This is a genomic window from Bradyrhizobium sp. 191 (assembly GCF_023100985.1).
In the GTDB taxonomy this organism is placed as follows: domain Bacteria; phylum Pseudomonadota; class Alphaproteobacteria; order Rhizobiales; family Xanthobacteraceae; genus Bradyrhizobium; species Bradyrhizobium diversitatis.
Window position 1 is genome coordinate 7,797,492 of sequence record NZ_CP064692.1, and the last position, 25,995, is coordinate 7,823,486.

Here is a 25,995-nt window from a genome sequence, read left to right on the forward strand (position 1 = left end):
CTTCAATCCACCGCAGCGTAAACCAGATCCCGTACCAAGGTCCGTGTGTAGTCGCGCTGGCCCGGGCCCTGGCTCATGAACACCGCGAACAGATCCTCCTTCGGATCGATCCAGAAGAACGTGCCGGCAATGCCGCTCCAGAAATACTGGCCGACGCTGCCGGGGAACGGCGCGATGCCGGCCTCCTTGCGCACGGCGAAGCCGAGCCCGAAGCCGTGGCCGGGCGAGAGCAGGGTGCCGTTGATCGCGACGCCTGGCCCGAGGTGATCGGAGGCCATCAGCTCCAGCGTCTTGCGGCCGATGATCCTGTTGCCGTCGAGGGTGCCGCCATTGCGCAGCATCAGGCAGAAGCGGGCATAGTCCATCGTGGTCGAGACCAGGCCGCCGCCGCCGGACTCCATCACCGGCTGCTCCAGCATGTTGAACAGCGCGACCTTGTCGCCGGTCCAGGGATCGGCCGCGAACGGCTCGGCGAGCCGGCCGGCATTGGCCTCGCTGGTCGAGAAGCCGGTCTCGGCCATCTGAAGCGGCGCGAGCACGCGCTCGGTGAGGAACGCGCCGAGCGTCCTGCCGCTGACGACCTCGATGATGCGGCCGAGGATGTCGGTGGAGCGGCTGTAGTTGAACTCGGCGCCGGGCTGGCAGACCAGCGGAAAGCCCGCCACCAGCGCGGCATGCTCGGCGTTGCTGATCTTGCGGCTGCGGACGCGGGACTCCTGGTAGAGCTTGTGCACGGGGCCGTCGCCTTGGTGCTCGTAGGTGAGGCCGGAGGTGTGGCGGAGCAGGTCCTGCACGGTCATGGGCCGCGTCGGGGGCACCAACTCCAACTTGCCGTCCTTGACGACGCCGACCTGCTGGCTCGCAAATTCCGGGATGAATTTTGCGACGGCGTCGCTGAGCAGGAGCAGGCCATCCTCGACCAGCGCCATGATGCCGACCGAGACGATCGGCTTGGTCATCGAGAAGATGCGGAAGATGGAATCGCGCGCCATCGGCGCCGGGCCCGCCGGGCCTTGCTTGCCGAGCGCCTCGAACCAACCGATCTGGCCGCCCCTTGCCACCAGCACGGTGACGCCGGGAACGGTTCCCTTGTCGATCTCGCGCTTGAACGCGTCCGACATGGCCTGGAGACGGGAACGCGACAGCCCGAGCGTCTCGGGACGTGCATCCGGCACAGGCGGGGTCTGCAGCGCGGTCGTGGCCTGTGGGGCGGCTGTGGCGGTCGCTGTCGTGGTCATGGGCACTCCCGGTTGTTTTTGTTATCGCCAACGGACTGTGGCCCAGAAACCCCGGCACAAACAAGCGAAGCCGGCGCGGTTCACCCTTGCAAACCGGCCGTCCCTTGTGCTTGAAAGCGCCCCTGATCCGCGGTGACGCGGGTTCGTAGGAGTGTAGCTCAATTGGTAGAGCACCGGTCTCCAAAACCGGGGGTCGCAGGTTCGAGCCCTGCCACTCCTGCCAGTAAAATCAGTCACTTAGATTAGATGCTGGCGGGATAGGGATATGGCGTCCCACGTACGAACAGCCAAAAGCCGGCCCAAATGTCCGCAGTCCGGCGCCGAGGCCTGCGAGGCGTCGCTTAACGTGCGGGGGCGCGTTCCGCGTCGAGGGGGATCTGACTGAGATCGACATTCCGGATGGGAACGCGACGCAGCAGCGAGACGATGGTCCCGACGAGCTCGAAATAGGTGCGCAGCCGCAGCGCGCGGGACGAGCCCTTCAGCTCGGCATTCAGGCTCACGGGGACCTGGACGTGGGTGAGCCCGAGCTGGAGCAGCGAGATCAATGCGCAGATCTGATAGCCGTAGCCGTCGGCCTTGACCGCGATCTGGCGCAGCCATTTCACGGGGTAGACGATCATGCTGTGGTAGTCGGACAGCCAGAAGCGGAACAGGCAGTTCAGGATGAACCGCAGGGAATGCGACTGGATCGAGCGGTTGATCGAGCGGTCCGACTGGTTGTCGCGATAGGTGATGACGATGTCGGCGGCGCCCGCCGCCTTGAACATCCGGGCGATCCCTTCGTTTTGAAAGGCGTGATCGCCGGGAATGAGCGTGATGGCATCGAACTTCGCGCGCGACAGGGCGAATTCGAAGCCGGCGCCGACACCCCGCCGTTCGGGGTTATGCTGCACGATGATGCGCGGCTCGCCGGCGGCGAACTCGTCCATGATCGTGCCGGTGGCATCGGTGCTGCCGTCGTCGATCAGGAAGATCTCGAAATCGTCGAGCAGCTCGCGTGCGAGCGGCAGCACACCGCCGATGGTGTCGGCGATCTTGTCCTGCTCGTTCAGTGCAGGGATGACGATCGTAAGCCTTTTTGCCGCTCTGGAAGGTGTCATCATATGCCGCCCGTTGGCGGGGCCACTCTGTCCCGATGGCCCCCATGCAAGTCTAGGTCATCTAAACCGGGCGAACAATGTGGCTGCCGGACGTCGTCCACACAACCGGACACGAAATCCGGGATCTGTGTGTTTCATGCAACTAGTCGGAAAAATCGTAGAGTCCGGTATCGCCAATGCCGAAGGCACGGCGCAGCCGTCCGATGCGGCCTGCCATGTTCCGGCCCTCGGCGGTCGCCCTGAAGTACGAATCGACCGGTTCGACCAAGCCGCCATCGACCAGGTTCCCAATTCGTCCCCGGAACAGATCTGGAACCTGCCTTTCAGCGATCTCCAAAACCGGGGCCCTCCGGTCGGGCCGGTCGACGAGGCCGCGCAGGAGGTCCAGGGAAACCGATTTATACACTGCGCCAAAGGCGAAAACGTAAGCTATGACGCAAAATCCGAATATCGACGCGGCATCCCAATACTGAAATTGCGGGACGGCTAAAATTCCGAGCATCACGCCGAGACCATGCGAGACGACCGCGGCGATCGCGAGCAGGATCACGGGTCCGAACGCCCATGCGCGAGCGCGGGCCATGAGCTGCAAGGCGGGCGCCAGCAGGGCGAAGACGACGACGGCGACAAGTCCGACAGCGAAGGACATTGTGCCGCTCACCGAAGACCCGTCGACAGGCGAACGAGTTTGACCAGATGTGCGACCGCGACCCCCTTGGCCGTCGGGGCCAGCCAGCCGTCCGCCGTCACCACCAGCCCCGAGCTGATCAGGAGTTTCAGGCGGTTGTGCGCGAAGGTGCCGAGGTCGCCGCCCTGCATGTAGGCCGCAGCCCATTGGTCCAAAGTGAGGGGACGTCCGGACTTCACCAGCGCCGTGAGCAGCGTGACCGTAAAGCCCCAGGCCAGCAGGCTGAACAGGATGTAGCAAAACATCATCGCCGTCGCCAACAGGAGCAGACCACCAAGCACGTCGTCGACGCGGCGTTGACCTGGAAGCGCGATACAGGCGATCACGAAAAACACGACGACGCTGACGCAGGCCAGCCGGAAGCGGCGGCCGGATCCGCCGGTGGCGGCGATGCGCGCGTAGCACAGCAACAGCAGTGGAAAGGCGATGCTGAGACCAATCGCAGCGGCCTGCGCCGGGCCCGGTAGCATGTTCATTGCGTAAATCGCCCCGGACGCCTCTCAGGCCCAGCCAGAGCGAAAGTCTATAGGAGGTCGCATTTTTCCGGTCAAGAGAGCCCGGCGGCCCGGACTTGCGGTCGCCACGTGGGCGTGCGAATCCTGGCTGGCGATGTCCTCCTTTTCCCGTCCGAGCTTGCCCCCGTTGCTGCGCGCGATAGCCATTCTGATCGTCGTGTTGCTGGTTGCACATGCGCCGATGCTCCTGAATGACGGCCTCTTCATGGACGACTGGCTGGTGCTCAAGCCGCGTCCGGACTATTTCGTCGACATCGATTTCCTGCTGAATGGCGCCGGTCATCCGATCTTCTTCAGCTACGACACGTTCGCGAACTGGACGGGCGCCCCGGTCGTCGTGATGGTATCGCTGGCGCTCGCCGGAATCGTCTTCGGCGCGGTGTGCCTGATGCTGACGGCGACACGGCTCGATCTGCTCGACCGCGCCGAGGCGGTCGGCTTCGCCCTGATCGTCTGGACCTATCCCGGCTATCAACTGTGGGCCGGCAAGGCGAACGCGGTCTATGTCTTCAGCTTCGGACTCCTGTTCGTCGGCGCATGGCTGCTGACGCTTGCCTTCAACGCGCAGGGCTGGCGGCGTGTGTTGCTTCGCGTGGCCTGTGCATGCCTATTCGTGCTCAGCTTCGCGCTCAACTCGACGGTCGTGCTCTATGCCTGTGTCATGCTTGGACTGTTCGTTGCAACATGGCGGAGCGGAGCCGTTGCGCATGGCTTCATTCGTCGTGCATGGCTCGCAGCCTGGCGCTGCACTTTGGGTTATCCGGAATTGATCGCGCTTCCTCTTGTCTATGCGGGCGCGCTTGGTATCTGGTTCAAGCGCATCGGTTTGTACGCGCAGCATTATGATGCCCATTTGCCGACGCTCGGGGAGCTGGCGAACGGATGGAAGGCGTTCTTCGACGCCGGCTACAGGGACGTCGTGGCCCACGCGATCGGGGCGGCGATCCAGGTCCCGGCGTCCTTCATCCTGGCTGCGGTGCTCGTCGGCGTCGCATTGTTGCTACTTCGTCCCGGCACGGAGGCAACTGCACTCAGACGGGCAACCGCCTTGCCGCTCATCCTCGCCGTTGTTTTGTTCCTCGCGCTGTCCTCGCCCTATCTGATTGCCGGCCTGCGACCCTCGTCCCAGCATTTTTACGAAAGCCGTCACCTGCTGCTGTTTGGCGTGCCGGCGGGGCTGGCGCTTCTCGCGTTCAAGCGTCAGGCCGAACGTTGGATCGGCCCCACCGCCGCCGTTGCGATGTTGTTCGGATTGGGCTCGATCCTGTGGATCGGAATGCTGTGGAATGACTACGTCTTCATGCAGGCGAGAACGCTGAAGCAGGAGGCTCTGACGCGCAGCCTCGCCGACCGGATCCAGCCCGCGGCGACGGTCTACGCGCTCGACGACCAATTCTTCGACTATCGGTCACGGGACGTGCCGTTCGGCCTGGCCGAAGTCACCGGTATGCTCCGGCTCGCCTGGGGCAATCAGCCCTTCTTCGGGTTTGCCTTGCGTGCCGAGCGGCCCGACATCCTCCAGGAGATGGAGTGGAAGCGGGCTGCTCCGGGAACTGCATTCCGTCATTTCGATCCGTCGGGACCGCAGGCGACGATCTCGTTGAACGCGGGCTCTGGAGCTGCGTCGGACCGGGCATTGGTGCGAAAGTACTACGCGTGTCGGTTGTTGGCGCGCTGTGACGTTGCAGAGTTTCTGGCTCAACTCGCGCAGGTCAAGATCACGGTCGGCCCGATCGCTGGAATCTTGCCGCTCAACGGCGCCAGCGAGGATGTCTCGCCTAGCCGCTAGCTCGCCGCTTCCAGATCGCTTCTGCAAGCGCGATGTCGGTCACCGAGTCTTGGCCAGACGCGAGGGGCATCCGTCGTTCGATAATATCGGAGACAAAGGCAACGGCCTGGCGCCGAAATGCCCAGCTGGTTGCATGTATGAGCTGCGTGGACTCGTCTTGATGATCGACGATGACCCGTGCCTCCTCTTCGGCGAAGGGCGCGGGCAATTCGATGGTCAGGGCGCCGCGCTCGAAATCGATCGTCAGTCCCTCCCGCCAGGCTCCCTCGGACCCGTTCACGAGATCCAGCGCACAAGCGATGCCGTCGAAGTCGAGCGTGACGCGCGCGGCTCCCGAGGTCTCGACGGAGCTGTCGGTGACCGTCGGCGAGGATCCGAGCAGGTAGCGCGCCAGATTGATGATATGGCTGAAGACATTCAGAAAATTGTCGTAGCCGGGGCGCACCGCGCGCGGCATCCAGTCGGGACCATCCTCCCAGAGTTCGAGCCCGTCCGGCCGTGCTTCGCCGGTCATCACGAAATTGTCCTGCGCGCGGCCCGTGTCGCCGCCGAAGCACCAGCCTCGCGCGGCGACGATGCGGCCGAGCGACTGGTCTGTGCGGATGCGCGCCAGCTCGGCCAGCGCGCGTGCCACGCCGGCATCGTGTCGCTTCATGTAACCGATGCTGTAGATAAGGTCCTGTCGCCGCGCGGCTTCGACCAGTGTCTCGGCTTGAACCGTCGTGTAGGCCATCGGCTTTTCCGACAGCACGTGGCGGCCGCTGTTCAACGCGTCCAGGACGATCGGTCCGGTCGCGCGCCGCTTCGTCACGACGACCACGGCGGACACCTCGCTGTCCGCAAGCAATTCCCGGTGCGTGCCGTAGACCCGCGAGATGCCGAACTTCTGCGCCGCGGCGGCAGCAAGATCCGGCCGGAGATCGGCGATCGCGACGACGCGGCAGGCGGGATTGGCCGCGAAATTGGCGAGGTGGCACATCTGGCCGACCATGCCCGTCCCGATGATGCCAATGCCTGGCTTCACTGGCTATGATTCCTTGGAGCGCTTTCGGATGACGAGGAAGTGCGCCGGCTGTCCCCAGGTGTTGATGAACGCCGGATCCGTCTGGGTGAGGGCAGTGACCGCGGACGCCTCCCGTCGCAAGATCGCGCCAAAGATGCGATGGAAACTGTCGAGCGTTGCCGTGATGGCTTCGATGTCGGCAGCATCGTCGGCGAGAATGTCCGTCGTCCGGATCGTCTCGCGCAGGGACGCGAGGCTCGCGACCACGCGCGGCAGGCTCCCGGCGAAGGGATCGTCGATCATCGCATCGACGTCGAGAACCAGCGTCTCGATCGATGCCGAGATCGCCTCCACTGCATCGGCGTTGCCGACCAGATAGAGCTTTCGTCCGCCAAGGAAGCTCAGGCGGCTGCGGTCGAGGTGGCGCGCCGCGCGCCGCAGCTTCTCGTCGTCGGGCAGAACCTTCTTGTGCCAGTAGACGTCCAAGCTGTCGCGATAGGCTGGCCATGCCGAATGGATGTCGAAGCCTTGCTCATGCGCCGCCGTGCAGAGGGCTGCCGCATCGAGAAAATACCGGTACCGGACGAAGGGATTCTCGAGAACGTCCATCAGCCAGGATTCGAAGCTGCGGGTGTGCGGAATGCTGCTCCATTTCGCATCGAACAGCATCCTCGCCGTCTCGAGCGCAGGACGGCCGGTCAACGCCTTGCCGGCCGCATGGATCGCCTTGAGCGCGAGCTCGAAGAATCCGCCATGGCGCTCGTAATAGGACACGACGGCGTAACCGTCGGGGTTGAGCAGCCGGTGGAAAACGCCGAGCCAATTTTCGGTCGGCTGCACCGTGTAGATGAATCCTTCGGCATCGATGATGTTGAACCCGCGGTCGCTGCGGAATCCCTCGACATCGGCCAATGCGAGCTCGCGGAGATGTTCGGTCAGGCCGAAATGATCGAAATAGGCCTGGATCTTCGGGTGTGCATGCCGGTTCGGCTCGGCGAGCGTCATGTTCGCGCCCCAGCTCGCAAACACCAGAGCGTTCTCGCCGGAATCAGGACCGAATTCGAGCACCTCGGCATTGCGGAACAGCCGCGGCGGCAGCACCAGCTTGTCCGAGAACAGTTCGCGCCGCTGGCTGGCGTAGGCTTCGAGCTCGGCGGACGACTTGAAATTTCCGAACGTCGGCAGAACGTCCTGACGTTCGTAGTAGTTGAAGAGCTTGTCCTCAGCCATGCCGCGACCCTGCGGCCGCCTCGAGACGATCGAGCTCGCTCCAGATGTCGGAGGGCGCAAAGATCGAAACGATGTGCAGCGGCCGCTTCACGTTCTCGCGCAGCCGGCTACTGACCTTGGCTTCGTTCTCCTGGTTCACGGCGAGAAGACAGACGAGCGGATCCGACTTGCCGGCGAAATCCTCCGGCGAGCGGATCGGAATGCCGGTGCCGGGCAGGAACAAGCCTTGGCGCTCCTTCTGGTCGTCGACCGAGAGGTCGACGAGATCCGCCAGCTCGTGGGCGTTGGTGAAGGTGCAGGCGCGGCAGCCGGCGCCATAGATGGCGATCTCGGCACCATTGGCGCGGGCCTTCGCGAGGATCGGACGAAGGCGCGCGCCATATTCCCGTGCGCGTTGACCGAATGCCTCGCCGACGCCCGACGGTGCGGGCGGGGGCGTCACGCTGCCCCCGGCACGGCGGGCTGCGACCGCGAGGCTGCCGCCGCTGAAATTGTACTTCTTCACGGACACCGCCTCGAAGCCGTGGCGCGCCAACAAGGCGAGCAGGGTCGGTTCGGTGAAATAGCTGACGTGCTCCTCCCAGAGGACGGAAAGATCGCCTGCCGTCGACCCGGGCGCGAAATCAGGCACGTCGATGAACAGCAGCCCGTCGTCGCGCAGCGCGATCTTCACGCAGTCGAAGAAGTTCTCGAAGTCGACGATGTGCTCCAGCACCTGACGCGAGACCACGAGATCGAACTTGCCGGCCTGGGCGACTGCGTCGTCACACAGGGCCGGGCTGATCATGTCGGAATAGACCTTGATGCCGCGTTCGCGGGCAATCTTGCCCGACACGGGGTTGGGCTCCACGCCCACGAGGACCTTCGCGCCGCGTTCGCGCAGCTTGTCCATGAACAGGCCGTCGTTGCACCCGATCTCGAACACGGACTGGTGCTTCGACAATTTCGCGATGGTGTCGAGCTCGTCGACCTGATGCGGCTCCGGCTTCCAGCTGCTGAAATTGTAGTTGAACTGGCGATACAGGATGTCTGGATCGATCGGCTTGACGATCTGCGGCAGGCCGCACTCGCCGCAGGCGAGCACCTCGAACGGGAATCGTTCGTCCTGCTCGTTTCGGCTGTGCCGAAGCCGATGCGCAATCGGCATCAGGCCGAGGTCGATGACCGGTCGCAGGTTGGTCGAATGGCAAAGGCGGCAATGGTCGGTCACGGCTTTGGCTCTTCGCAGGAAAGCAGGTAACGTCGGCGCCTCGAAGCAATGCGGGCGCAGTTGAAGCCTATATAGGGCCACAGGCCGCGCCACAATTCTTAAGTTGCCCCGGGCGGGCTATACACAACTAAAGCTGGTACCCCGCGGCCCCTATCGCAGGCTTCGATCTTGCCGAACATGCGCGGAACCGAGGGGATCGCACGCGAAACACGACTCTCAGTGGCAGGTAAAGAGCTGGTCGAGCGCCCTGATATCTGCGCGTTGGCCGTTGGGAGGCAGGCGGTGCTTCACCACCTCGAACGGCTCGATCCCGTAGGCCTGCCGGTAGATGTCTTTCGACCTCGTTCGGAGCTCGGAAATACCGGCCGCGACTTGTGGGCTCAATGTTTGCTCGCCATCCCTCCACGTCAACAGCCAGTAGTTCGGGGTTTCGCTGAAAAGGGCGAGCCGCTTCTGCAGCTCGGCGCCCTGAAAGAGGTCAGAGAAGCCGTTGAGCCAGAAATCGCAATTCTGCTTTTGGACATAGAACAGCTTGACGCCGAGGGATCGAAGGGCGGCCTCTGCCGTGTCGGCATTCCCCAGCGCGATCTTCCTGAAGTCGCGCGCAACGTCGCTCTCGTAGGTGTGGATGATCTTGCCGCGTGTGAGCAGAGGCGAGAAATAGCACGGCACCATCGCGCGGTAGCCATTAAGGGGGAGAATGCGGTCGGAGCCGGTCGCTTGCTGCAGTTCGTCACAGCGCCGCCAGTTCAGGGTGACGCGGGGCATCTGATCGAGGGGACGCCCACGCGGAAAGGCGATGGCCTGGTCCTCTTTGAAGCTCTGCCAGGGAAACGAGATCAATATCCAGGTGCAAGCGACCAGCAGCGCCAAAATGGCGACACTGGGTGCAAAGCGCCCGACGAACAGCGCCGGGACCAGCCGCCGCACGATGACGAGCGCCCAGCAAGCGATTGCGACAGTTGCGAGCGGGAACAGCGCGGTGACGTGAATGGACAGTCTGATCAGGCTGGGAATATTCAGCGTCATGTCCAGCAGCCGCACGCTGGCGATATAGGCGACAACGATGAAAAGTCCGGCAATGCCGGGCAATGCCCGCGATGTCGTGGCGCTGGGGCGATCAGGAAACCGCTTCGAGTCGACGAAAGCGATCGCACAAGTTACCGCCGCGAGGAGAGCTGCAACCAGGAGAACCGACTGGCTTTGCCTGCCGACGGCGACCAATCCCGACTTGCTGAGGAAGTTGGTGACCTCGATCGACTGCGCCACCACGAAGAAATCAAGAATGTCCAGGCTGCCGAATTGTGAGAAACGTTCGACTGACGCGACCTTTCGAAAGAGCGAGTATGGATTGGTCGCGGGGATTCCGAGATAGAAATAGTTGATGGCGAAAGCCAGGATGCATCCGGCAATCGCCCCCAACCCCAGCAGCAGACTGGTGACGAGGCCGGATCGGTCTCGCTGAAGCGCCTTGGTGAGCACGCCCAGCGACGAGATCAGGAAGACGAACGCCGCGTAGAGCGGATAGGAGGCGGCGACGGCAAGGCCACAAATGCCGGCGGCAAACCTGTCGCGACTTTGGGACGACCGAATGACGACCAGCAGGAAATAGACGAAGAAGGCTGCCGTCTGCAGGTGGTACTTGCCGAACTCCATGATGTAGAGGCCGGCCTTGATGCTCGGCATCGTCCGTGGCCACGCTAGCCCGAGGATTGCCAATCCGAGTGCAATCGGTATCGCGGCGTCTTCCCAGCGGCGTCCAAGAGCCTGCAACGGCACAATGAGACGGGCGAGCTCAAAAATGACCGCGCCGATTCCGACGAAGTAGAGAAACGAAATGATCTGGGCGACATGAGGCGGCAGGAACGCCGCCAGGAACAGATGCAGCCCGTTTCCGCGGCCGATTTCGAAGTCGGAAAAAATGGGATTGTCCGCCGCAAGCCAGATGCTGTGATTTCTCGCAACCTCCGCAAGATACGGCGCGTAGAGTTGCTGAACGTCGGTCGAAATGACGTCGGGTATGACGGCGCGATCGAGGAACACCGTTGCCAGCAGCCAAAGACCCAGCAACGATGTTGCGACCAGCGGCAAAGTCACCGTGAGCTTGCGCGGCGCCCTGAGGTCGCGGCCGTCCCACAGCAGAACCGCGATCGCAAATCCGAGAACGATTTGCGGATAGAGGATGGAAAGAGCGCCGAGCCCGAATCCCGTCAGGATGAGCGTGGCCGCGCCGACAAAGAACTCGTCGACGCGCTGAGTGGGCTCGTGCCTGATAAGCGAGAACGTCAGGCGTCCGGTCGCCATGATGAGCCAGCCGAGATACGGTGTCAGGACGATCCAGGCGAGGACGTAAAATCGCGTCGTCCAGCCGCCGTCGAACAGCAGGGTACGGTAGGTGCCGGTCCGGTTCACGAACCAGATGGAAAGTGCTACAGGCGCGAAAATGAGGATACGCCACCACCAGGCCTCGACGCTGGTGCGCAAACGCACTTCGGCAGTTGTCATCGCTTGTTCTTGTCCAGGGTTGCTCATGCTAAACTGGCGCCGCATCCGTTCGTTCGGCGATGGCCCGCGCCTGCTCGGGGCTGAAGCCGGTGCGCTCGGGCGCGAGCAGCCAAACCAGCCCGCCGAACAGCCCGACGATCAGGCCGCCAAGTCCCAGTAAGACCGATATTGCGAGCGCCTTGTCGGATCCGATTCCGGCGAAACCAAGCGCGGCAACCATCGCGCCTTCGCGAACGCCCCAGCCCCCGATCGAGATGGGAACCGCGGAAGACAGAATGACGAGCGGGATGAGCGCGAAGGCGTCAAGTGCGGAGAGGGGGGCCTGCAGCCCGATCGCGAGGAGATAGCATGTCAAGACGGTGATCAGGTGGACGACAATGGCTGACACGACCAGCATGGCTCGCCCATCGGCCGCCAGCAACGGAGCCCGGATCAGCATCGCAAATTGCACGATCCTAGCCGGCACCGCCGCGATCAGGCGCTGCGGCCAGCGGTCCAACGTCACCAAGGCGATTGCGCCGAGGCATGCAGCCGCCAGAACGGCTAAGATCGCGAAAAGCAGCGAGTTGTCGCGGACGCGATGCAGCAGAAACGGCATTCCCGCCAGCACGATGACGCCGAGAGCCAGCAACGCCAGGAAGCGATCCGCCACGATGCTGCTGATGGTCGGCGACCATTGCACGCCCTGCCGCCGCAGCATCCAGATCCGCACCGCGTCGCCGCCCGCGGGCAGCACCTGATTGAAGAAGTTGCTGACCATGACAATGCGCCAGCCGGGCAGCCAATCCAGCGGCACGTTCATGGCGCGGAGGATCAGGATCCAGCGGTGGCAAAGACCGACGGTCTGGGTGAACAGCAGCAGCACCGCAAGCGCCAGCACGTTCAGATTGACGGCGAGAAGATCGGCTTTCAGGGACGACAGATTTTGGCTGCGCAACAGCAATACCAGGATCCCGGCCGACACGGCGAACTTGGCCAGGGTTACCATTGCTTTTGCAGGCGGCTTCATCGGCTGGTTTCGTTCTCGATCATTCGCGGTGGGACCATCGATAGCGACAGTGTTCGAAGTCTACTATCTCGCCAGATGCTCCGCTGCCAGAGCACCAATCCCAGTGACATAGTCCTGAACCTCGGCAGCGTCGCCGCCGTCGGGTGCCCAGTCGGGAAATGCGGTGCGGGAGGGATCGAACGGGCCGGCGGTGGTTTCGTGAAACACCAGCCATTCCGAGGTGATCAGGATCGAGTGGAAGACCTGTTCCGGCATGCGATAGTAGCAGCGCTTGCCCTGACCGTAGGGCGCCATCTCGAGCACGTCGCGAATGCGGCCGTCATCCTCGAAGATCACGACCTGCGCGGTGCCCTCGATCACGTGGAACGATTCAGGTTTGCCAAGGTGCTTGTGCGGCCGCACATAGGCCTCGCGATGATGCACGATCAGCATCTCGTGCAGGCCGGAAGAGGGATCGGGATGCGTGCACAGTCGGCTGCGCAGGCGCGGGTTGCCGGCGGCGATGCGCTTCAGCTCCGCGATCGTGGCGTCGTCCGCGGCGACGATGGCGTCGTCCGAATAGTACACTTCCGGATTTTGCGCGCGCATCGAGGTCGGCCGGCGCAGGCCCGCCTCATTCGAAGAAGATGAACCCATGGTCGCCCCGATACCCGCATTTGTCGTAGATCCAGGCCCATGTTTGCGGACCGTGGAAGCTCAGGCAGGTGAGCTGCCAGTAAAGCAGATTGGCCTTCTCGCACTCGTTGCGGAAGGATTCGACCATCAGATATTTCGAGGTGCCGCGTCCGACGCGTTCGATCTCGGGCACCGCGCGGAACACGTCCTCGAGCGGAAGGTTGTGCAGCACGCCGAGCGAGACGACGAGGTCGAAGCTGTGGTCGGGGTAGGGGAGCTCGACGGCGCTGCCGACCTTCAAATGCGGCCGCACCTCCTCCTTGGCGTTGGCGATGCCATACTCGGAGATGTCGATGCCGGCGATCCTGAGATCGGGGACGAGCTGGGTGAACTCGTAGAGCAGGTAGCCCTTGCCGCAACCGACGTCGAGCACGCTCATGCCCGGCTTGATGCCGTAGCGATCGATCAGGGTCTGGGCCAGCGGGCGCCACCGGCCGTCATAGCGATAGCCGCCGTAGCCGTAGCGCCGGTTACCATCCCAGTAATCGCGCCCCCATTGCCGCGCGACGGTAGCGGATTCCGCCTTGTCGTGCTCGACCACGCGCTGGACGTAGTTCCGCTTGGTCGATGCGTGCATCGGCTGGAGCAGATTGATCTCGGTCATGGGGGCCAACCGGTCCGCGACATCGTCACAGGATGGTCGCGAATTTGTTGACGAGCAGGATGTCTTCGATGGCCTGGATGTCTTTCTGCGACGAGAGCGTGATCTCCTCGACCGCGGCGTGAAGGTCGCAGCGCTCGCGCAGCACGCGGTCGTAGATCTGCCGCCGCCGTGCCTCGTCGGGCGGCAGCATGAAGATGCTGTAGAGAATCAGTCCACGCAGCTGCGGCAACTCGTCCAGGATGTCCTCGAGCACCATGTAGCTGCCGGGCATGGTGTGCTCGGCGGCGCTCAGCAGATAATGCAGATTCTTCCGCCGCGCGTAGTCGCGGATCACGATGTTCTGGACGTGCTGCGGGGTGCGGCTGCCGTTCAGCGGCCGGGCGCCGATATAGCCGCGATGGCCGGCTCGCTCAGCCATGGAAGCCTCCCGGCAGCTTGTACTGCATGCCGACCCGCGTCGCCGGCCGCAGCAGGATCGGCTCGAAGAACTCGCCGAAGCGCTTGTCCGCGTAGGGAGACATGATGCTCTTGAAGCGGCAGTTCATGCTCCAGCGCGTGCCGGCTTCCTCGTTGACGCGATTGCCGTGCATCAGGGTCTGGTTGAACAGCATCACGTGACCGTAGGGGATCTCGATGAAGGTCGCGTGCGGCTTGATGGTCTTGTACAGCTCTTCGGCACTGCGCAGGCTGGCCATCCGGTCCTGCATCTCGCCGTTCAGGGACGGCGGCAGCAGGTACATCGATTTGGTGCGGCGGACGTCGACGAGCGGAACCCACACCACGACCTCGAACGGCGAGTCGCCCGACCAGACGTCGGAATGGGTGGCCAGCAGCGAGGAGCTGTCGCCGGGGAGCTGGATGCTGAGATTGACGCGGCGCTGCATGCAGAGCTCATTGCCGACGATGGTCTCGATCGTCGAGCGCGCCAGACGAAAGTAGGTCGGCCGGAACCAGGGCTCGGCGTTGAGGCCGTTGAAGACGTGCAGCCGCAGGCCGTTGAGATCATCCACGTTCACCCGCGTGTGGATGGTGTCGAGCATCGCGTAGGGATCGTTGCTGTGCGGCAGCTTCAGATAGTCCGCCGCGAGCTCGGCGGCACGGCGCTGGATCCGGTCGAGCCCGGCGCGATCGTCGGCCGGGGTGGTGACGAAGCCATGGTCGATGAAGCGTTGCGCCAGCGCCTGCTCGTCGGCGTGCAGGAAGTCCGTGTCCGTCATGCAAAATACTCCCGGGCGGTCGCGCAAATATAGCTGATGTCGGCGGCCGACAGGAACTGGTTGATGGGAAGTGTGAGGATCTGGTCCGCCTGCCGTTCGGTCACCGGGAACGCGCCGCGGCCATGACCCAGATGCGCGGCCGCCGGCTGCAGGTGGATCGGGACCGGATAGTGGATCGCGGTCTCGATGCCTTTGTCGGCAAGATATTTCTGGAAGTCGTTGCGGCGCTCGGTCTGCACCACGAAAGTGTGGAAGGTATTGAACTCGATGTTGCGGCAGGGCGGAATGAACAGCGGCAGGCCGGCGAGCTCGGCGCGGTATTGCGCGGCGTTGCGCCGCCGGCGTTCGATCACCGACGGCAGGTGACGCAGCCGAATGCGCAGCACCTCGGCCTGAAGCGTGTCGAGCCGTGAGACGATGCCCCATTCCTGGACGTCGCTGCGGTTGATCAGGCCGTGGTTGCGCAGCCGGCGGATTCGCCCGGCGAGCTCGGCGTCGGCGGTGACGAGGAAGCCTGCATCGCCCGCGGCATTGAGATTCTTCAGGGGATGCGCGGAGAAGCAGCCGAACGTGCCGATGGTGCCGCTCATCCGGCCGTCATAGGTCGAGCCGATCGCCTGGGCGCTGTCCTCGATCACGGCGAGCGCGTGCTTGTCCGCGATCGCCATCAGCGGGGTCATGTCGGCCATGCGCCCGGTCAGATGCACCGGCATGATCGCCTTGGTGCGCGACGTGACGGCGGCCTCGACTGCGGTGGGATCGATGTTCTGGTCCGGCAGCACGTCCGCGAAGACCGGCGTGGCGCCGACTGCGATGATTGCCGCAGTCGATGCCACGAACGAATTCGGCGGGGTGATGACCTCGTCGCCGGGGCCGATGTCGAGTGCCCGCATGGCGAGGATCAGCGCGTCGGTGCCGGAATTCAACGTCACGACATGCGGCGAGCCGAGATAGGCGGACAATTCCTCCTCGAGCTTTGCAACCGCCGCCCCGCCGATGAAATCGCCGCGCTGGAACACGCCCTCCACCGCCTGCATGATCTCGCCGCGCTCTTCCTCGAATTGCGCGGGAAGATTGACGTAACCGATGCGCCGGCGGCCGGTGTCAGCGTCCATGGCAGAACTTCCGGACGGTCTCGATGACGCGGTCCTGCTGTGCGCGCGTCAGATGCTGGTCGACGGGGAAGCTGATGACTTCCTTGGCATGGCGATCGGTGACCGGGAAGGTGCCGGGCGCGTAGCCGAGATGCTTGAGACCTTCCTGCTGATACAGCGGGATCGGATAATGGATCTTCGCCTCGATGCCGTTGTCCAGGCAGTATTTGTAGAGCTCGTCGCGGCGCTCGGCGAACACCATGTAGAGATGGTAGACGTGCTTCACGTTGGGCCGGCGCGGCGGGATGCGCAGGCCGGGCAGGCCGGCGAGGCCCGCGTCGTAATAGGCCGCATTCTCGATTCTGCGCCGCGTGATCTCGCCGGTCTGGCCGATCAGCCAGTTGCCGACCACGGCCTGCAAGGAATCGAGCCGCGAGTTGCAGCCGAGGATCGCGATCTCGTCGCGGTTCTTCATGCCATGGTTGCGGATGAGGCGGAGCCGCTCGTTCATCCCGTCGTCATTGGTGACGACGACGCCGGCATCGCCCCAGACGTTGAGGTTCTTGAGCGGATGCAGCGAGAAACCGGCGGCGATGCCGTGGGTGCCCGAGCGTTTTCCCGCGAACTCGGACAGGATGCCCTGGCAGGCATCCTCGACCACGGGGATGTTGTGGCGCTGGGCGATCGCCATCAGCTTGCCCATGTCCGTCACCTCGCCGGTCAGCTGGACCGGCATGATCGCCTTGGTTTTCTCAGTGATCGCGGCTTCGACGTAGTCGACGTTCATGCAGAAGGAATCGTCGCAGTCGACCAGCACGGGCGTCGCGCCGGTCTCCGCGATCGCGCCGACCGTGGCGATGAACGTGTTGGCGGCGGTGATGACCTCGTCGCCATGACCGATGCCGAGCGCCTTGAGCGGCAGCTTGAGCGCGTCGGTGCCCGATCCGACGCCGATGGCGTGACGCACGCCGATCAGCTCGGCAAAGCGCTTTTCGAATTCGGCGACGGGCTTGCCAAGGGTGAAGTCACCGGTCGCCACCAGCCTGCCGATCTCGGCCAGGATCGGAGCGGGGTCGGCGAATTGCTCGAGCAGATAGGAATATCGAACGTCGTACATGTGACCCGTCAGGTGGAATGAAGTTGAGGGGAGGAGGTGCGCGAGGCGGCGAGCGCATGCTCGATCGAGGTCGCAATCGCACCAGCGGAAAGGCCGTGCTTCTTCAGGAGCGAGTCCTGCGAGCCGTAATTGTGCATGAAGCGGTCCGGCAGCGACAGCCGCAGCATCGCCGGCAGGCCCGAACCGAGCTTGTCGATCAGCGTCTCCGCGACCGCACTGCCGAGGCCCCCGGAAGGCACGTGCTCCTCCAGCGTGACCAAGAGCCTGGTGCCGCGGATCGCCTGCAGCAGGGCGGCGGTGTCGAGCGGTTTCACGGTATGCATGTGCAGGATGCCGGCGCGAATGCCTTGCGCGGCCAGCAGGTCGGCTGCGGCGAGGGCGCGCTGGAGCATGATGCCGGTGGTCACCAGGAGGACGTCGCCCTGCGGGCGCATCAGGATGGCCTTGCCGATCTCAAAGCCGTGCTCGGCCTTGGAAACGACGGCATCGCCGCCCTTGCCGAGCCGGATGTAGATCGGACCCTTCCAGTCGAGCGTCTGCTCCATCATGCGCGCCGCCTCGTCGGCGTCGCACGGGCAGATCACCGTCATGTTGGGCAGCGCGCGCATGATGGCGATGTCCTCGATCGCCTGGTGCGTGGGGCCGAGCGGCGCGTAGACGAGCCCGCCGCCATTGGCGATCAGCCGGACCGGCAGATTGTGCAGGCAGAGATCGACCGCCACCTGCTCGTAGCAGCGGCGGGTGAGGAAGGTCGCGATGGTGTTGACGTAGGGCACGAAGCCCTCCATCGCGAGACCGGCCGACATGCCGATGATGTGCGCTTCCGAAATGCCCTCGATCAGGTGGCGCTTGGGAAACTCCTTGCTCATCGCGCGCAGGGTGCCAGCGCCGGGATCGGAGCCGATGTAAAGCACCCGCTCGTCGCGCGCGGCGAGCTTGTGGACCATGTTCATCGCTGTGTTGCGCATGGGGAGCCGATCAAAAATCGCCGACGGCGACGCGGATGGCGTCGAGCTCGCTGTCGGTCAGCTTGTTCTTGTGATGCCAATCGGCGTTGGATTCCGCCGGCGGCAGACCCTTGCCCTTGACGGTATGGCAGATGATCGCGGTGGGTTTGCCCGGAACGGCCGGGACCTGCTTCAGGACGGTGCGCAGCGCGCCGACGTCGTGGCCGTTGAGCTCCTGCACGGCAAAGCCGAAGCTGCGCCATTTGTCCGCAAGCGGCTCCAGCGGCAGGACGTAGTCGGTGGGACCGTAGCTCTGGAGCTTGTTGTAGTCGATCATCGCGACCAGGTTGTCGAGCCCGTGCTTGGCCGCGCCCATCGCGGCTTCCCATACCGATCCCTCGTTGATCTCGCCATCGCCGAGCAGCACGAAGGTCCGGTAGCTGCGCTCGCGCATGCGCCCTGCGAGCGCGAGGCCTACGCCGATCGACAGGCCGTGGCCAAGCGCGCCGGTCGAGGCCTCGACGCCCGGCACCATGCCGTATTCGGGATGTCCGCCCAGGATGCTGTCGGACCCGCAGAAGCCGTCCAGCTCCGACAGGGGAAAGAAGCCGCGATCGGCCAGCAGCGCATAGAGCGCCAGACAACCGTGTCCCTTGCTCAGGATCGCGCGGTCGCGATCGGGATCGCGCGGGTTCTTGGGATCGATCCGCAACACGTCGTCGTAGAGCACGCGGACCATCTCGATCAGCGACAGAGCCGGACCGACATGTCCGCGTCCGGCAGAGCGGACAGAACCGAGGACCAGGCGGCGCAAATAAAGGCTGCGCTCGTCCAGCGTGCAGGTGAGGGCGGCTTCAGCGTGGGGTGAGATCTGGATCACGTTGGCAAATCGTTTGATGGCGCCGGCGGGCTTTGTCGAGCTGGCCGGCGAGGCGGACCGTCAAATCGCCACCTTGCGCAGCCAGGGCACGCCGGGAGCGGCTTTCCGGCAAATAGGCATTCAGGACAATCAGGCACCAAATCGCCCCGAACACAGGATACAGTACGTCACGGCGGATCGCAAACGCGTCATCCCCAGCTTCGAACGCGCGCGAGAGCCGTTCGATCAATCGGTTCGCGCCGGCAGCGGGCAGATCGCTGCCGGGATGGATCGCGGTGTCGGTCACGAGCTTGACCGGGTCGTCCCAGCCGAAATACTCGAAGTCGATGAAACGCAATTTGCCGTCGTCGGTGCGCAGTGCGTTGTGCAGTCCGAAATCCGACGGGCTCAATGCACGATGGGCGGGCGCAAGGGCCGCTGCGGGATCCAGGCCCAGTTCCGCATAACGGCGACGGAGTTGCCGAATTGCGACGGCGGTGCTGGGAACCAGGCTGCCGTCCATGAACGCGCGCAGGTCCGGATGATCCTGCGATGCGCGCCGTAGTCCGTCCAGGCGCTGCTCGTATTGCGCGATGGCTTCCTCGGGCGAAAAGATGCTGGCTGACGCGCTTCGCAAATTCTGTGCGCCGTCCGCGCTGCGCAGCTGTTGCAGCCCGATCAGGAAATCGGCCAGCTGATCGGCATCATCGTCCTGAGGATGCAGAACTGCCGCATCACCGTCGAACCATTGATACAACGCGCAGAACGCAGCCGGATCTTTCGCGATCGGCCGCGGCGTCGACGTGATGCCGTGGCGGGACAGAAACGAGAGCGCGTCATATTCCTGTCCCAGGCGATCACGCCCGTCGGACGGATAGTGCTTGAGGGCGAGGGGCGGTCCCTCCGCCATCTCCAGCCGAAACACCCGGTTGTTGCCTCCGGACCGCGCCGGTTGGGCGGCCGCGACCCGCGCGCCAGAGAGGCGGCCGCCGATCGAGACCGCATCCTGGACGCTGATGTCCGGCTCGCTCATCGCGCGAACACTCCGCGGTGGATGTCGGTCCAGGTCGCAATCGGCTCGCAATGAGCAGGATGGGGAAGCAGCGACTGCGTGAACAGGATCGATCGCGTCGTCTTCGGAAAATGCGGCTGCTCGAACACATCGACGAGATCATCAATGAAGATATCGAGCTGCAGGCTCGCAACCCGCTCGACCTTGGCCGCCAGCGTGTCCTCGAAATAGATATTGCCCACGGCCAGCGCCGCGTCGGCGGCGTCGATGAGACCCGCCCCCTTCAACCAGCCACGCGCGGCCTCGCGCAAGTCGACGCGGTCGGGATCCTGATGGCCGAACTGCGTCTTGTGGCTGACGATATAGACGCTCGCGCCGGCCGTGCGACACGTTGCTAGGAACTCGCGGACTCCAGGATAGATCCCGGCGCCGCCAATTCCCTTGCCATAGACGAACCCTTGCAGCCCCTGCCAGGCAAGCTCGCCGCCCGCGCGGGACCGCAGATAATCCCGCACCTCGGTCTTCAGCCCGTCCCAGCCCTCCGGCACCAGCCCACGCTGCCGCGCGACGGCGGCAAAGACCTTGTCGTAGCAGATGATCGTGTTGTCGAAGTCGATGCCGATCCGCACGCCGCTCACTTCAGGCTGATGTTCTGCATCATCTTGATGTTGAAATACCTGGGGTCGTTGAGCGAGTTCGGCAGGCGGCCCGCCTTGAAGGCGTCGACGAGACCGGACACGGCCTGCTCGATCGTGTGCGTCGGCGCAAAGCCGAGCTCGCGTCGGATCTTCTCCGATGAGACGTGGTATGAGCGGAGATCGTCGGTCGGCTCGACGGCCACGTCGACGTTGTTTCCGACCACCGATTTGACGATGTCGGCGATCTTCATCAGCGAGTGGTTCTCGTAGCCGATGTTGTAGGTCTTGCCGTCGATCTTCGCGTCATCCTGCTGGAGCAGGAACAGATAGGCCGCGGACATGTCCTCGATGTGCAGGTTGGGCCGTTTCTGCGTTCCGCCGAACACGCGGATGCGGCCCGTGTTGACCGCGAGATTGGTGAGGATATTGACGACGACGTCGAGCCGCTGCCGCGGTGCGTAGCCGCAGACGGTGGCGGGACGAACCGTACAGGTGACGAAGCCGGATGCGGCTTCGTCGGCAAGATCGGTCTCGCACATCGCCTTGAACTTGGAGTAGTCGGTGAGCGGCTCGCAGGACAGTTCCTCGGTCACCTCGGCCTCGTCCTTGATGCCGTAGACGCTCGACGAGGAGGCGTAGATGAAGCGCTTGATGCCGGCCTTCTTCGCGGCGCGCACCATCGGACGGAAGCAGTCGTAGTTGATGGACTTGCCGAGCCCCGGATCCAGCTCGAACGAGGGGTCGTTGGAGATGCAGGCGAGGTGGATCACCGCATTGTTGCCGCGCAGGGCTTCGTTGATCGCGGCCTCGTCGCGGATGTCGCCCTTGATCAGGCGCAGATTTGGATTGTCGCGAACGGCGTTGAAGACGTCGTCGCCGTACATGAAGAGGTCGAGCACCGTGACCTTGTGGCCCGCCGCCAGCAACTGGGGAACCAGCACGCTGCCGACATAGCCGGCCCCACCGGTGACCATCACATTCCATTTCTGACCAATCACTGTCGTTCTCCAGATTCCCGTTCGCGTCACTTCAATAACGCGGTGACAAATTTGACCAGCGGCGCCTTTTCGACCGAGCTGCGGTGGCCGACGATGCCCACCTTGATCGCGCCCGCCGCGTTGCCGATGAAGGCGACGTCTTCGATGTTGCCGCCGGCTGCCACCAGCGGCGCCGTAATCGTCAGGAAGGCATCGCCGGCACCGACGGTATCCACGACGGTCTTGGTGAAGGCGGGCACGCGGGCGACGCCGGTCTTCGACGAGAAGGGGTAGCAGCCGAAGGAGCCGTGCGTGATGATCATGTTGTCGCAATCGATCTTGCGGTGCAGGCGGTCCTGGATCACCGACGCGATGTCGCTGAACTTGTCGGTGGCCGCCAGGCGCGCTTCCGGCGCGTCGATGCAGACGTAGTCGGCGCGCGGATATTTCGTGATCAGATTGTAGCCGTGGTTTCCGCTGTTGCTCTGGGCGTTGACCGCAAGGAACTTGGAGTTCGCGATCAGCGTGTCGATCGTGCTGGGTGCGATCATGCCGTGGCCGAAATCGGTGACGATGACCACGTCGCCGCCGCGCACGCGCTCGGCGGTGACGCGGTCGATCTCCTTGCGCTCGGCCTCGTCGAGCGGCGTGTCGTCCATGGTGTAGACTTCGAACAGCTTGTGCAGGTAGCCCATCTCGACGTACCGCAATTTGCGGGTGGTCGGGCGGCCCTGAATGCGGATCGGGGTGAGCGTGACATTCGGGCGGACATGCGCGCGGATGAACTCTTCCGGGTAGTCCTTGCCACCCAGCGTCGTGACGATCTCCACCGACTTGCAGAAGCTCGCCACGTGATTGGCCGCGGCAATGACACCGCCGGCAAATTGCTCGCCGTTCTTGAACAGAGTGGCGACAATGTTCTCCTTCGAGGCCTTTCCGAGCGCCGTGACATACTGGTATTCGTCGATGATGGTATCGCCGACCAGAACGACGTGCATGTCCTGGATCTTGTCGATCAGCTTCAGCAGGCGCTCGGCGCCACCGCCTTCGCGCACCTTCTGGAGGTAATCGCGCAGAGGGGGATCGTAGATGTCGAAGTAGCGGTTCATCAGCGACGACGAGCTGAAGGTCACGTCGCGGGTGAAGACGATGCGGCCGCCATGGCGTTCGACGACCTCCCGCTCGACCGCGATCTTGCCGGTGACGTCATCCTCCGGATTCTCGTAGTCGGAGCCCTTCACGTAGATGTCTGGGCGCACGGTATCGAGGATCGGCTCGGCGCTCGATGTCCGGTTGATGCCGACCCAGTCGACAGTGCCGAGCGCGGCCAGCATCTCGGCGCGCATGTTCTCCGGAAAGATCGGCCGTCCCGGGCCCTTGTTGACGAAGCGGTCCGCCGTGACGGTCACGATGACCACATCGGCCTCGTTGCGTGCCGCCAGGATGTGCCGGACGTGGCCGAGATGCACGAGATCGAACACGCCATGGCAGAGCGCAACGGTCCGGCCCTCGGCCTGCGCGGCCCGCGCGATCTCGCCCAGTTCCTCGACCGTCTTGATCTTCTGGTGCGGTGCCGGATGAACGGTCAGCTTGTCCGTCGGAATATTACCCATGAGAATTATCCAAAGCGCGGGTCGGTCTGGCCGGCCCGGAAATGATCGGTTGGCGGCACGAATGTCGGGGTCGAACGAGTCTGCTCAACGGCCCGCCTTCTGCACAGTGCCGGACGCCGCATCGCCGTCGTCGCCGAGATATTTGAACCAGTCCTTGGTGGCATCGGCGATCTTGTCCACCGTCCACAGGGGCGCGTCCCTGTACTGGTCCATCGACTTCAGCATCGTCGCGACGCCGTCCTCGAACTTCACCTTCGGCATCCATTTCAGGACCCGTTTGATCTTGGTGATGTCGGCGTAGGTGCAATCGGGCTCGCCGGGACGCTTGGGAATATGGACTTTGTCGCCGCCAAGAAGCTCGACCAGCCGGTTGACGCTGTAGGTGTTGTCCGAACCGACGTTGAATATCTCATGGGAGACATCGGAGCGCGCCGCGGTCACGAAGGCATCGGCGACATCGCTGACGAAGGTGAAGTCGCGGGTCTGCTCGCCATCGCCGACCACGGTGAAGGGCTTGCCCGCGAGCTTCTGCGCCATGAACACGCCGAACACGGCACCGTAGGTGCCCGTGGTGCGATGGCGGGGCCCGTACACGTTGAACAGGCGTAGCGCCACGGCAGGCAGCTTGTAGACCTGGCACCAGTGCATGACGCACTGCTCGCCGAGATTCTTTGTGAGGGCGTAGGGATACATCGGCCGGATCTCGGCACTCTCCGGCGTCGGATAGACGTCGGGGATACCATAGCAGGACGATGACGCCGCATAGACGAAGCGGCTGATGCCCGCGTGCCGCGCAGCCTCAAGAACGTTGACCGTGCCGTCGACGTTGGCGCGGTGATACGGGATCGGGGACTCGATCGAGGGAACGATGTCAGCCAGTGCCGCGAGATGGAAGACCCAATCGACACCGTGGAAATACGGTTTGATCGCGTCGAGGTCGGTGACGTCCGCCCGTACGACCTTCAACTGGCTCGAACTGGCGCGCGCGGCCAAATTTTCGGCGCGTCCGATAACGAAATTATCGAGCGCGATGACCTCATGGCCATCGTCGAGCAGGCGATCGACGAGGTGGCTGCCAATGAAACCGGCGCCGCCAGTAACGATGCATTTCATGGGGAACATCCGTGACGCGAATGCCCAGCGAAACAGGCTCGCCAATGTTGAGTGAAACCCGAAAGCCGACTACCAGCCGCTCGCAAACTTTGCAAGTATTATACCTTTGCAATCCTTGGTAATAGCCGGTATCACCCGGACATGTTGCAATCGAGCCGCCAGCCCATGCCCGCCGAGTCCGTCGATCCCGACCACAAGGCCTTTCTCGACGACTACGTGGGCCGCCTGCATCGCGCGACGGCGATCGACGACGGTATTTTTGCCAGGATCTCCGCCACGCGCGCGTCCTGGTTGCGCACGCGAGAGCAGGGCGGTCGCGTCATCTTCATCGGCAATGGCGGCTCAGCCGGCATCGCCTCGCATCTGGCGATCGATCTGGCGAAGAATGCGTCGGTGCCTGCACTCTGCTTCAGCGATGCGAGCATGATGTCGTGCCTTGCCAACGACTACGGCTTCGAGGACTGGATCGCGCACGCAGTACGCCTGAATGCCCGCGCCGGCGATTGCCTCGTCGCGATCAGTTCGTCCGGACGTTCGAAGAACATCCTCAATGCGGTTGCGCAGGCGCGCACGATGAAGCTCGGCGTGATCACGCTATCGGGCATGAATGCGGACAATCCGCTGCGCAGCCTCGGCGACGTCAATTTCTGGGTCGACAGCCGCAGCTACAACATTGTCGAGACCACGCACCAGTTCTGGATGATGGCCGCGATCGACCTCGTCATCGGTCGTGCGGAATATCCGGCGTCCTGAGGCGGGCATCCGATGCAGTCGCGATTCAAGCATGCGGCCCTGTTTTCGGTGAAGCTGCTGCTGTCGGTCGCGGTGCTGGTCTATATCGCGCGCGGCCTCGACCTGCGCCAATTGCGAACTCATCTCATCTCGGTCGATCCTGTCCTGTTCGTCGTCGCGTTTGCGCTGATCTTCTTCCAGACCTTCGTGCTCAACGGCCGGTGGGAGCTGATCATGCGCGCGCTCGGCGTGCCGCTGAACTGGCTCGCGGGCTGGCGGATCCTCATGATCAGCCTCTGGTTCAATCAGGTGTTGCCGTCGTCGGTCGGCGGGGACGCGGTGCGGATGTGGCTGCTCCGCCAACGTGGCGTGCAGTGGTCGGAGGCGGTCAAGGGCGTTGCGGCAGACCGCTTCACGGCGTTGATCGGGCTGATCGTGCTGATGGTGGCCGGATTGCCGTTTCTGCTGTCACGGGTGTCCAATGCGGCAGCGATCCTGGCCATCGGCGGACTTACGCTGGCGGGCGTCGCCGGCACCGTGGTCCTGCTGACGCTCGACCGTTTGCCGAAACGCCTTATTGCGCTCCCCGCAATCGCAAGCTTCGTCCGGTTCGGAACGCTCGTCAGGTTTCTTCTGTTGCAATCCGAGCGCCGCGGTTTGCTGTTCGGATCCGCGCTCCTCATCCATCTCGTGACGGCGGCGGCCTGCTACACCCTGGCGCGCGGTGTCGGAGCGCAGCTATCGATCCTCGACGCCGGCATCCTGATTCCGCCGGTCGTGCTGTTGACAGCCGTTCCGATCTCGATCAGCGGCTGGGGCGTTCGCGAAGGGGCGATGGTCGCCTGCCTCGGTCTTGCGGGTGTGCCGTCCGAGGAAGCGCTGTCGGTTTCACTCCTGCTAGGTGCCATCAGCGTGATTGTTGGCCTCGTCGGCGGCGTGATCTGGCTGGCGAGTCCGGAGCGTGGGTCGTATTCCGCTGACAAGGCCGCAAGGGCGGCGGAGGAAGCGCCCGGTTTCGCGCTGGGGCAGGGCACGGAAGTCTCGAGCCACTCATGATCTGCGCAAGCCCATTGCCGATCTGGTCTTCACAGGATGGGATTATCTCAT

The 25,995-nt window shown here is 63.8% G+C and carries 25 protein-coding genes and 1 tRNA gene; 4 read left to right on the forward strand and 22 right to left on the reverse strand.

The features are described from left to right. Positions 1-2: 2 nt before the first annotated feature. Complete coding sequence (locus tag IVB23_RS36750; RefSeq protein ID WP_247801907.1) at positions 3-1,238, reverse strand: serine hydrolase domain-containing protein; 1,236 nt, start codon at positions 1,236-1,238, stop codon at positions 3-5. Positions 1,239-1,385: 147 nt separating this feature from the next. Here IVB23_RS36750 and IVB23_RS36755 point away from each other — a divergent pair. Beyond that, a tRNA-Trp gene (locus IVB23_RS36755) sits at positions 1,386-1,461 on the forward strand. Positions 1,462-1,579: 118 nt separating this feature from the next. On the opposite strand, the gene IVB23_RS36760 is transcribed toward IVB23_RS36755, so the two are convergent. From IVB23_RS36760 to IVB23_RS36770, 3 genes are all read right to left on the reverse strand, one after another. Then, complete coding sequence (locus tag IVB23_RS36760; protein ID WP_245524696.1) at positions 1,580-2,341, reverse strand: glycosyltransferase family 2 protein; 762 nt, start codon at positions 2,339-2,341, stop codon at positions 1,580-1,582. Between the two features lie 142 nt (positions 2,342-2,483). Beyond that, positions 2,484-2,990 (reverse strand): hypothetical protein, encoded by a 507-nt coding sequence (locus tag IVB23_RS36765; RefSeq protein ID WP_247801908.1) that lies wholly within the window; start codon positions 2,988-2,990, stop codon positions 2,484-2,486. An 8-nt stretch (positions 2,991-2,998) separates the two neighbouring features. Then, complete coding sequence (locus IVB23_RS36770; protein ID WP_247801909.1) at positions 2,999-3,505, reverse strand: hypothetical protein; 507 nt, start codon at positions 3,503-3,505, stop codon at positions 2,999-3,001. Positions 3,506-3,671: 166 nt separating this feature from the next. Between IVB23_RS36770 and IVB23_RS36775 the strand changes: the two genes are divergently transcribed. Then, the gene (locus IVB23_RS36775; protein WP_247801910.1) at positions 3,672-5,333 is read left to right on the forward strand and encodes a hypothetical protein; all 1,662 of its coding nucleotides are present in this window, start codon (positions 3,672-3,674) and stop codon (positions 5,331-5,333) included. On the opposite strand, the gene IVB23_RS36780 is transcribed toward IVB23_RS36775, so the two are convergent. The 18 genes from IVB23_RS36780 to IVB23_RS36865 all read right to left on the reverse strand — a co-directional run bounded on the left by IVB23_RS36780 (position 5,323) and on the right by IVB23_RS36865 (position 24,156). Continuing rightward, complete coding sequence (locus IVB23_RS36780) at positions 5,323-6,357, reverse strand: Gfo/Idh/MocA family oxidoreductase (RefSeq protein WP_247801911.1); 1,035 nt, start codon at positions 6,355-6,357, stop codon at positions 5,323-5,325. The two genes, IVB23_RS36775 and IVB23_RS36780, sit on opposite strands and share 11 nt — an antisense overlap. A 3-nt stretch (positions 6,358-6,360) precedes the next feature. After that, on the reverse strand, positions 6,361-7,566 hold the full coding sequence (locus tag IVB23_RS36785; RefSeq protein WP_247801912.1) for a class I SAM-dependent methyltransferase: 1,206 nt from the start codon (positions 7,564-7,566) through the stop codon (positions 6,361-6,363). After that, complete coding sequence (locus tag IVB23_RS36790; RefSeq protein WP_247801913.1) at positions 7,559-8,776, reverse strand: class I SAM-dependent methyltransferase; 1,218 nt, start codon at positions 8,774-8,776, stop codon at positions 7,559-7,561. Before IVB23_RS36790 ends, IVB23_RS36785 begins: the two co-directional genes overlap by 8 nt. A 216-nt stretch (positions 8,777-8,992) precedes the next feature. Further along, positions 8,993-11,281 carry a hypothetical protein gene (locus IVB23_RS36795; protein WP_247801914.1) on the reverse strand — a complete coding sequence of 763 codons (2,289 nt, stop codon included), beginning with the start codon at positions 11,279-11,281 and terminating at the stop codon, positions 8,993-8,995. Between the two features lie 28 nt (positions 11,282-11,309). Next, positions 11,310-12,290 (reverse strand): lysylphosphatidylglycerol synthase transmembrane domain-containing protein, encoded by a 981-nt coding sequence (locus IVB23_RS36800; RefSeq protein WP_247801915.1) that lies wholly within the window; start codon positions 12,288-12,290, stop codon positions 11,310-11,312. Positions 12,291-12,353: 63 nt separating this feature from the next. Next, a complete protein-coding gene (locus IVB23_RS36805) occupies positions 12,354-12,926 on the reverse strand; it encodes a WbuC family cupin fold metalloprotein (RefSeq protein ID WP_247801916.1) in 573 nt (190 codons plus the stop codon). Continuing rightward, positions 12,904-13,569, reverse strand: a complete 666-nt coding sequence (locus tag IVB23_RS36810) for a class I SAM-dependent methyltransferase (RefSeq protein ID WP_247801917.1) — start codon at positions 13,567-13,569, stop codon at positions 12,904-12,906. The genes IVB23_RS36805 and IVB23_RS36810 overlap by 23 nt, the downstream gene beginning before the upstream one ends. 25 nt (positions 13,570-13,594) lie before the next feature. Continuing rightward, complete coding sequence (locus tag IVB23_RS36815; protein ID WP_247801918.1) at positions 13,595-13,987, reverse strand: LIC12192 family sporadic carbohydrate cluster protein; 393 nt, start codon at positions 13,985-13,987, stop codon at positions 13,595-13,597. Then, positions 13,980-14,786 carry a sporadic carbohydrate cluster 2OG-Fe(II) oxygenase gene (locus IVB23_RS36820; protein WP_247801919.1) on the reverse strand — a complete coding sequence of 269 codons (807 nt, stop codon included), beginning with the start codon at positions 14,784-14,786 and terminating at the stop codon, positions 13,980-13,982. The genes IVB23_RS36815 and IVB23_RS36820 overlap by 8 nt, the downstream gene beginning before the upstream one ends. Beyond that, a complete protein-coding gene (locus IVB23_RS36825) occupies positions 14,783-15,901 on the reverse strand; it encodes a DegT/DnrJ/EryC1/StrS family aminotransferase (protein ID WP_247801920.1) in 1,119 nt (372 codons plus the stop codon). The genes IVB23_RS36820 and IVB23_RS36825 overlap by 4 nt, the downstream gene beginning before the upstream one ends. Beyond that, a complete protein-coding gene (locus tag IVB23_RS36830) occupies positions 15,891-16,997 on the reverse strand; it encodes a DegT/DnrJ/EryC1/StrS family aminotransferase (protein ID WP_061876899.1) in 1,107 nt (368 codons plus the stop codon). Before IVB23_RS36830 ends, IVB23_RS36825 begins: the two co-directional genes overlap by 11 nt. An 8-nt stretch (positions 16,998-17,005) precedes the next feature. Beyond that, the gene (locus IVB23_RS36835) at positions 17,006-17,965 is read right to left on the reverse strand and encodes a transketolase C-terminal domain-containing protein (protein WP_061876898.1); all 960 of its coding nucleotides are present in this window, start codon (positions 17,963-17,965) and stop codon (positions 17,006-17,008) included. A gap of 10 nt (positions 17,966-17,975) precedes the next feature. Continuing rightward, positions 17,976-18,824, reverse strand: a complete 849-nt coding sequence (locus IVB23_RS36840) for a transketolase (RefSeq protein WP_082821902.1) — start codon at positions 18,822-18,824, stop codon at positions 17,976-17,978. Further along, the gene (locus tag IVB23_RS36845; RefSeq protein ID WP_247801921.1) at positions 18,799-19,836 is read right to left on the reverse strand and encodes an aminoglycoside phosphotransferase family protein; all 1,038 of its coding nucleotides are present in this window, start codon (positions 19,834-19,836) and stop codon (positions 18,799-18,801) included. Before IVB23_RS36845 ends, IVB23_RS36840 begins: the two co-directional genes overlap by 26 nt. After that, positions 19,833-20,444: a hypothetical protein gene (locus IVB23_RS36850; RefSeq protein ID WP_245311856.1), complete on the reverse strand. Its 612-nt coding sequence runs from the start codon at positions 20,442-20,444 to the stop codon at positions 19,833-19,835. Before IVB23_RS36850 ends, IVB23_RS36845 begins: the two co-directional genes overlap by 4 nt. Before the next feature lie 5 nt (positions 20,445-20,449). Then, entirely contained in the window at positions 20,450-21,451 is a 1,002-nt protein-coding gene (locus IVB23_RS36855; protein ID WP_061876895.1) for an SDR family oxidoreductase, read from the reverse strand. Between the two features lie 26 nt (positions 21,452-21,477). Continuing rightward, on the reverse strand, positions 21,478-23,043 hold the full coding sequence (locus IVB23_RS36860; protein ID WP_061876894.1) for a PfkB family carbohydrate kinase: 1,566 nt from the start codon (positions 23,041-23,043) through the stop codon (positions 21,478-21,480). Between the two features lie 84 nt (positions 23,044-23,127). Further along, the gene (locus IVB23_RS36865) at positions 23,128-24,156 is read right to left on the reverse strand and encodes an SDR family oxidoreductase (RefSeq protein ID WP_061877030.1); all 1,029 of its coding nucleotides are present in this window, start codon (positions 24,154-24,156) and stop codon (positions 23,128-23,130) included. A gap of 165 nt (positions 24,157-24,321) precedes the next feature. Between IVB23_RS36865 and IVB23_RS36870 the strand changes: the two genes are divergently transcribed. Continuing rightward, a complete protein-coding gene (locus IVB23_RS36870) occupies positions 24,322-24,909 on the forward strand; it encodes an SIS domain-containing protein (RefSeq protein ID WP_246515753.1) in 588 nt (195 codons plus the stop codon). Positions 24,910-24,921: 12 nt separating this feature from the next. Beyond that, a complete protein-coding gene (locus tag IVB23_RS36875; protein ID WP_061876892.1) occupies positions 24,922-25,944 on the forward strand; it encodes a lysylphosphatidylglycerol synthase transmembrane domain-containing protein in 1,023 nt (340 codons plus the stop codon). Positions 25,945-25,995 lie beyond the last annotated feature (51 nt).

Bases quoted from the DNA above. Each gene is read 5' to 3' on its own strand.
- IVB23_RS36750 (WP_247801907.1), bottom strand. From the start codon at position 1,238: ATGACCACGACAGCGACCGCCACAGCCGCCCCACAGGCCACGACCGCG.
- IVB23_RS36760 (WP_245524696.1), bottom strand. From the start codon at position 2,341: ATGACACCTTCCAGAGCGGCAAAAAGGCTTACGATCGTCATCCCTGCA.
- IVB23_RS36765 (WP_247801908.1), bottom strand. From the start codon at position 2,990: ATGTCCTTCGCTGTCGGACTTGTCGCCGTCGTCGTCTTCGCCCTGCTG.
- IVB23_RS36770 (WP_247801909.1), bottom strand. From the start codon at position 3,505: ATGAACATGCTACCGGGCCCGGCGCAGGCCGCTGCGATTGGTCTCAGC.
- IVB23_RS36785 (WP_247801912.1), bottom strand. From the start codon at position 7,566: ATGGCTGAGGACAAGCTCTTCAACTACTACGAACGTCAGGACGTTCTG.
- IVB23_RS36795 (WP_247801914.1), bottom strand. From the start codon at position 11,281: ATGACAACTGCCGAAGTGCGTTTGCGCACCAGCGTCGAGGCCTGGTGG.
- IVB23_RS36800 (WP_247801915.1), bottom strand. From the start codon at position 12,290: ATGAAGCCGCCTGCAAAAGCAATGGTAACCCTGGCCAAGTTCGCCGTG.
- IVB23_RS36805 (WP_247801916.1), bottom strand. From the start codon at position 12,926: ATGGGTTCATCTTCTTCGAATGAGGCGGGCCTGCGCCGGCCGACCTCG.
- IVB23_RS36810 (WP_247801917.1), bottom strand. From the start codon at position 13,569: ATGACCGAGATCAATCTGCTCCAGCCGATGCACGCATCGACCAAGCGG.
- IVB23_RS36815 (WP_247801918.1), bottom strand. From the start codon at position 13,987: ATGGCTGAGCGAGCCGGCCATCGCGGCTATATCGGCGCCCGGCCGCTG.
- IVB23_RS36820 (WP_247801919.1), bottom strand. From the start codon at position 14,786: ATGACGGACACGGACTTCCTGCACGCCGACGAGCAGGCGCTGGCGCAA.
- IVB23_RS36825 (WP_247801920.1), bottom strand. From the start codon at position 15,901: ATGGACGCTGACACCGGCCGCCGGCGCATCGGTTACGTCAATCTTCCC.
- IVB23_RS36830 (WP_061876899.1), bottom strand. From the start codon at position 16,997: ATGTACGACGTTCGATATTCCTATCTGCTCGAGCAATTCGCCGACCCC.
- IVB23_RS36835 (WP_061876898.1), bottom strand. From the start codon at position 17,965: ATGCGCAACACAGCGATGAACATGGTCCACAAGCTCGCCGCGCGCGAC.
- IVB23_RS36845 (WP_247801921.1), bottom strand. From the start codon at position 19,836: ATGAGCGAGCCGGACATCAGCGTCCAGGATGCGGTCTCGATCGGCGGC.
- IVB23_RS36860 (WP_061876894.1), bottom strand. From the start codon at position 23,043: ATGGGTAATATTCCGACGGACAAGCTGACCGTTCATCCGGCACCGCAC.
- IVB23_RS36865 (WP_061877030.1), bottom strand. From the start codon at position 24,156: ATGAAATGCATCGTTACTGGCGGCGCCGGTTTCATTGGCAGCCACCTC.
- IVB23_RS36870 (WP_246515753.1), top strand. From the start codon at position 24,322: ATGCCCGCCGAGTCCGTCGATCCCGACCACAAGGCCTTTCTCGACGAC.
- IVB23_RS36875 (WP_061876892.1), top strand. From the start codon at position 24,922: ATGCAGTCGCGATTCAAGCATGCGGCCCTGTTTTCGGTGAAGCTGCTG.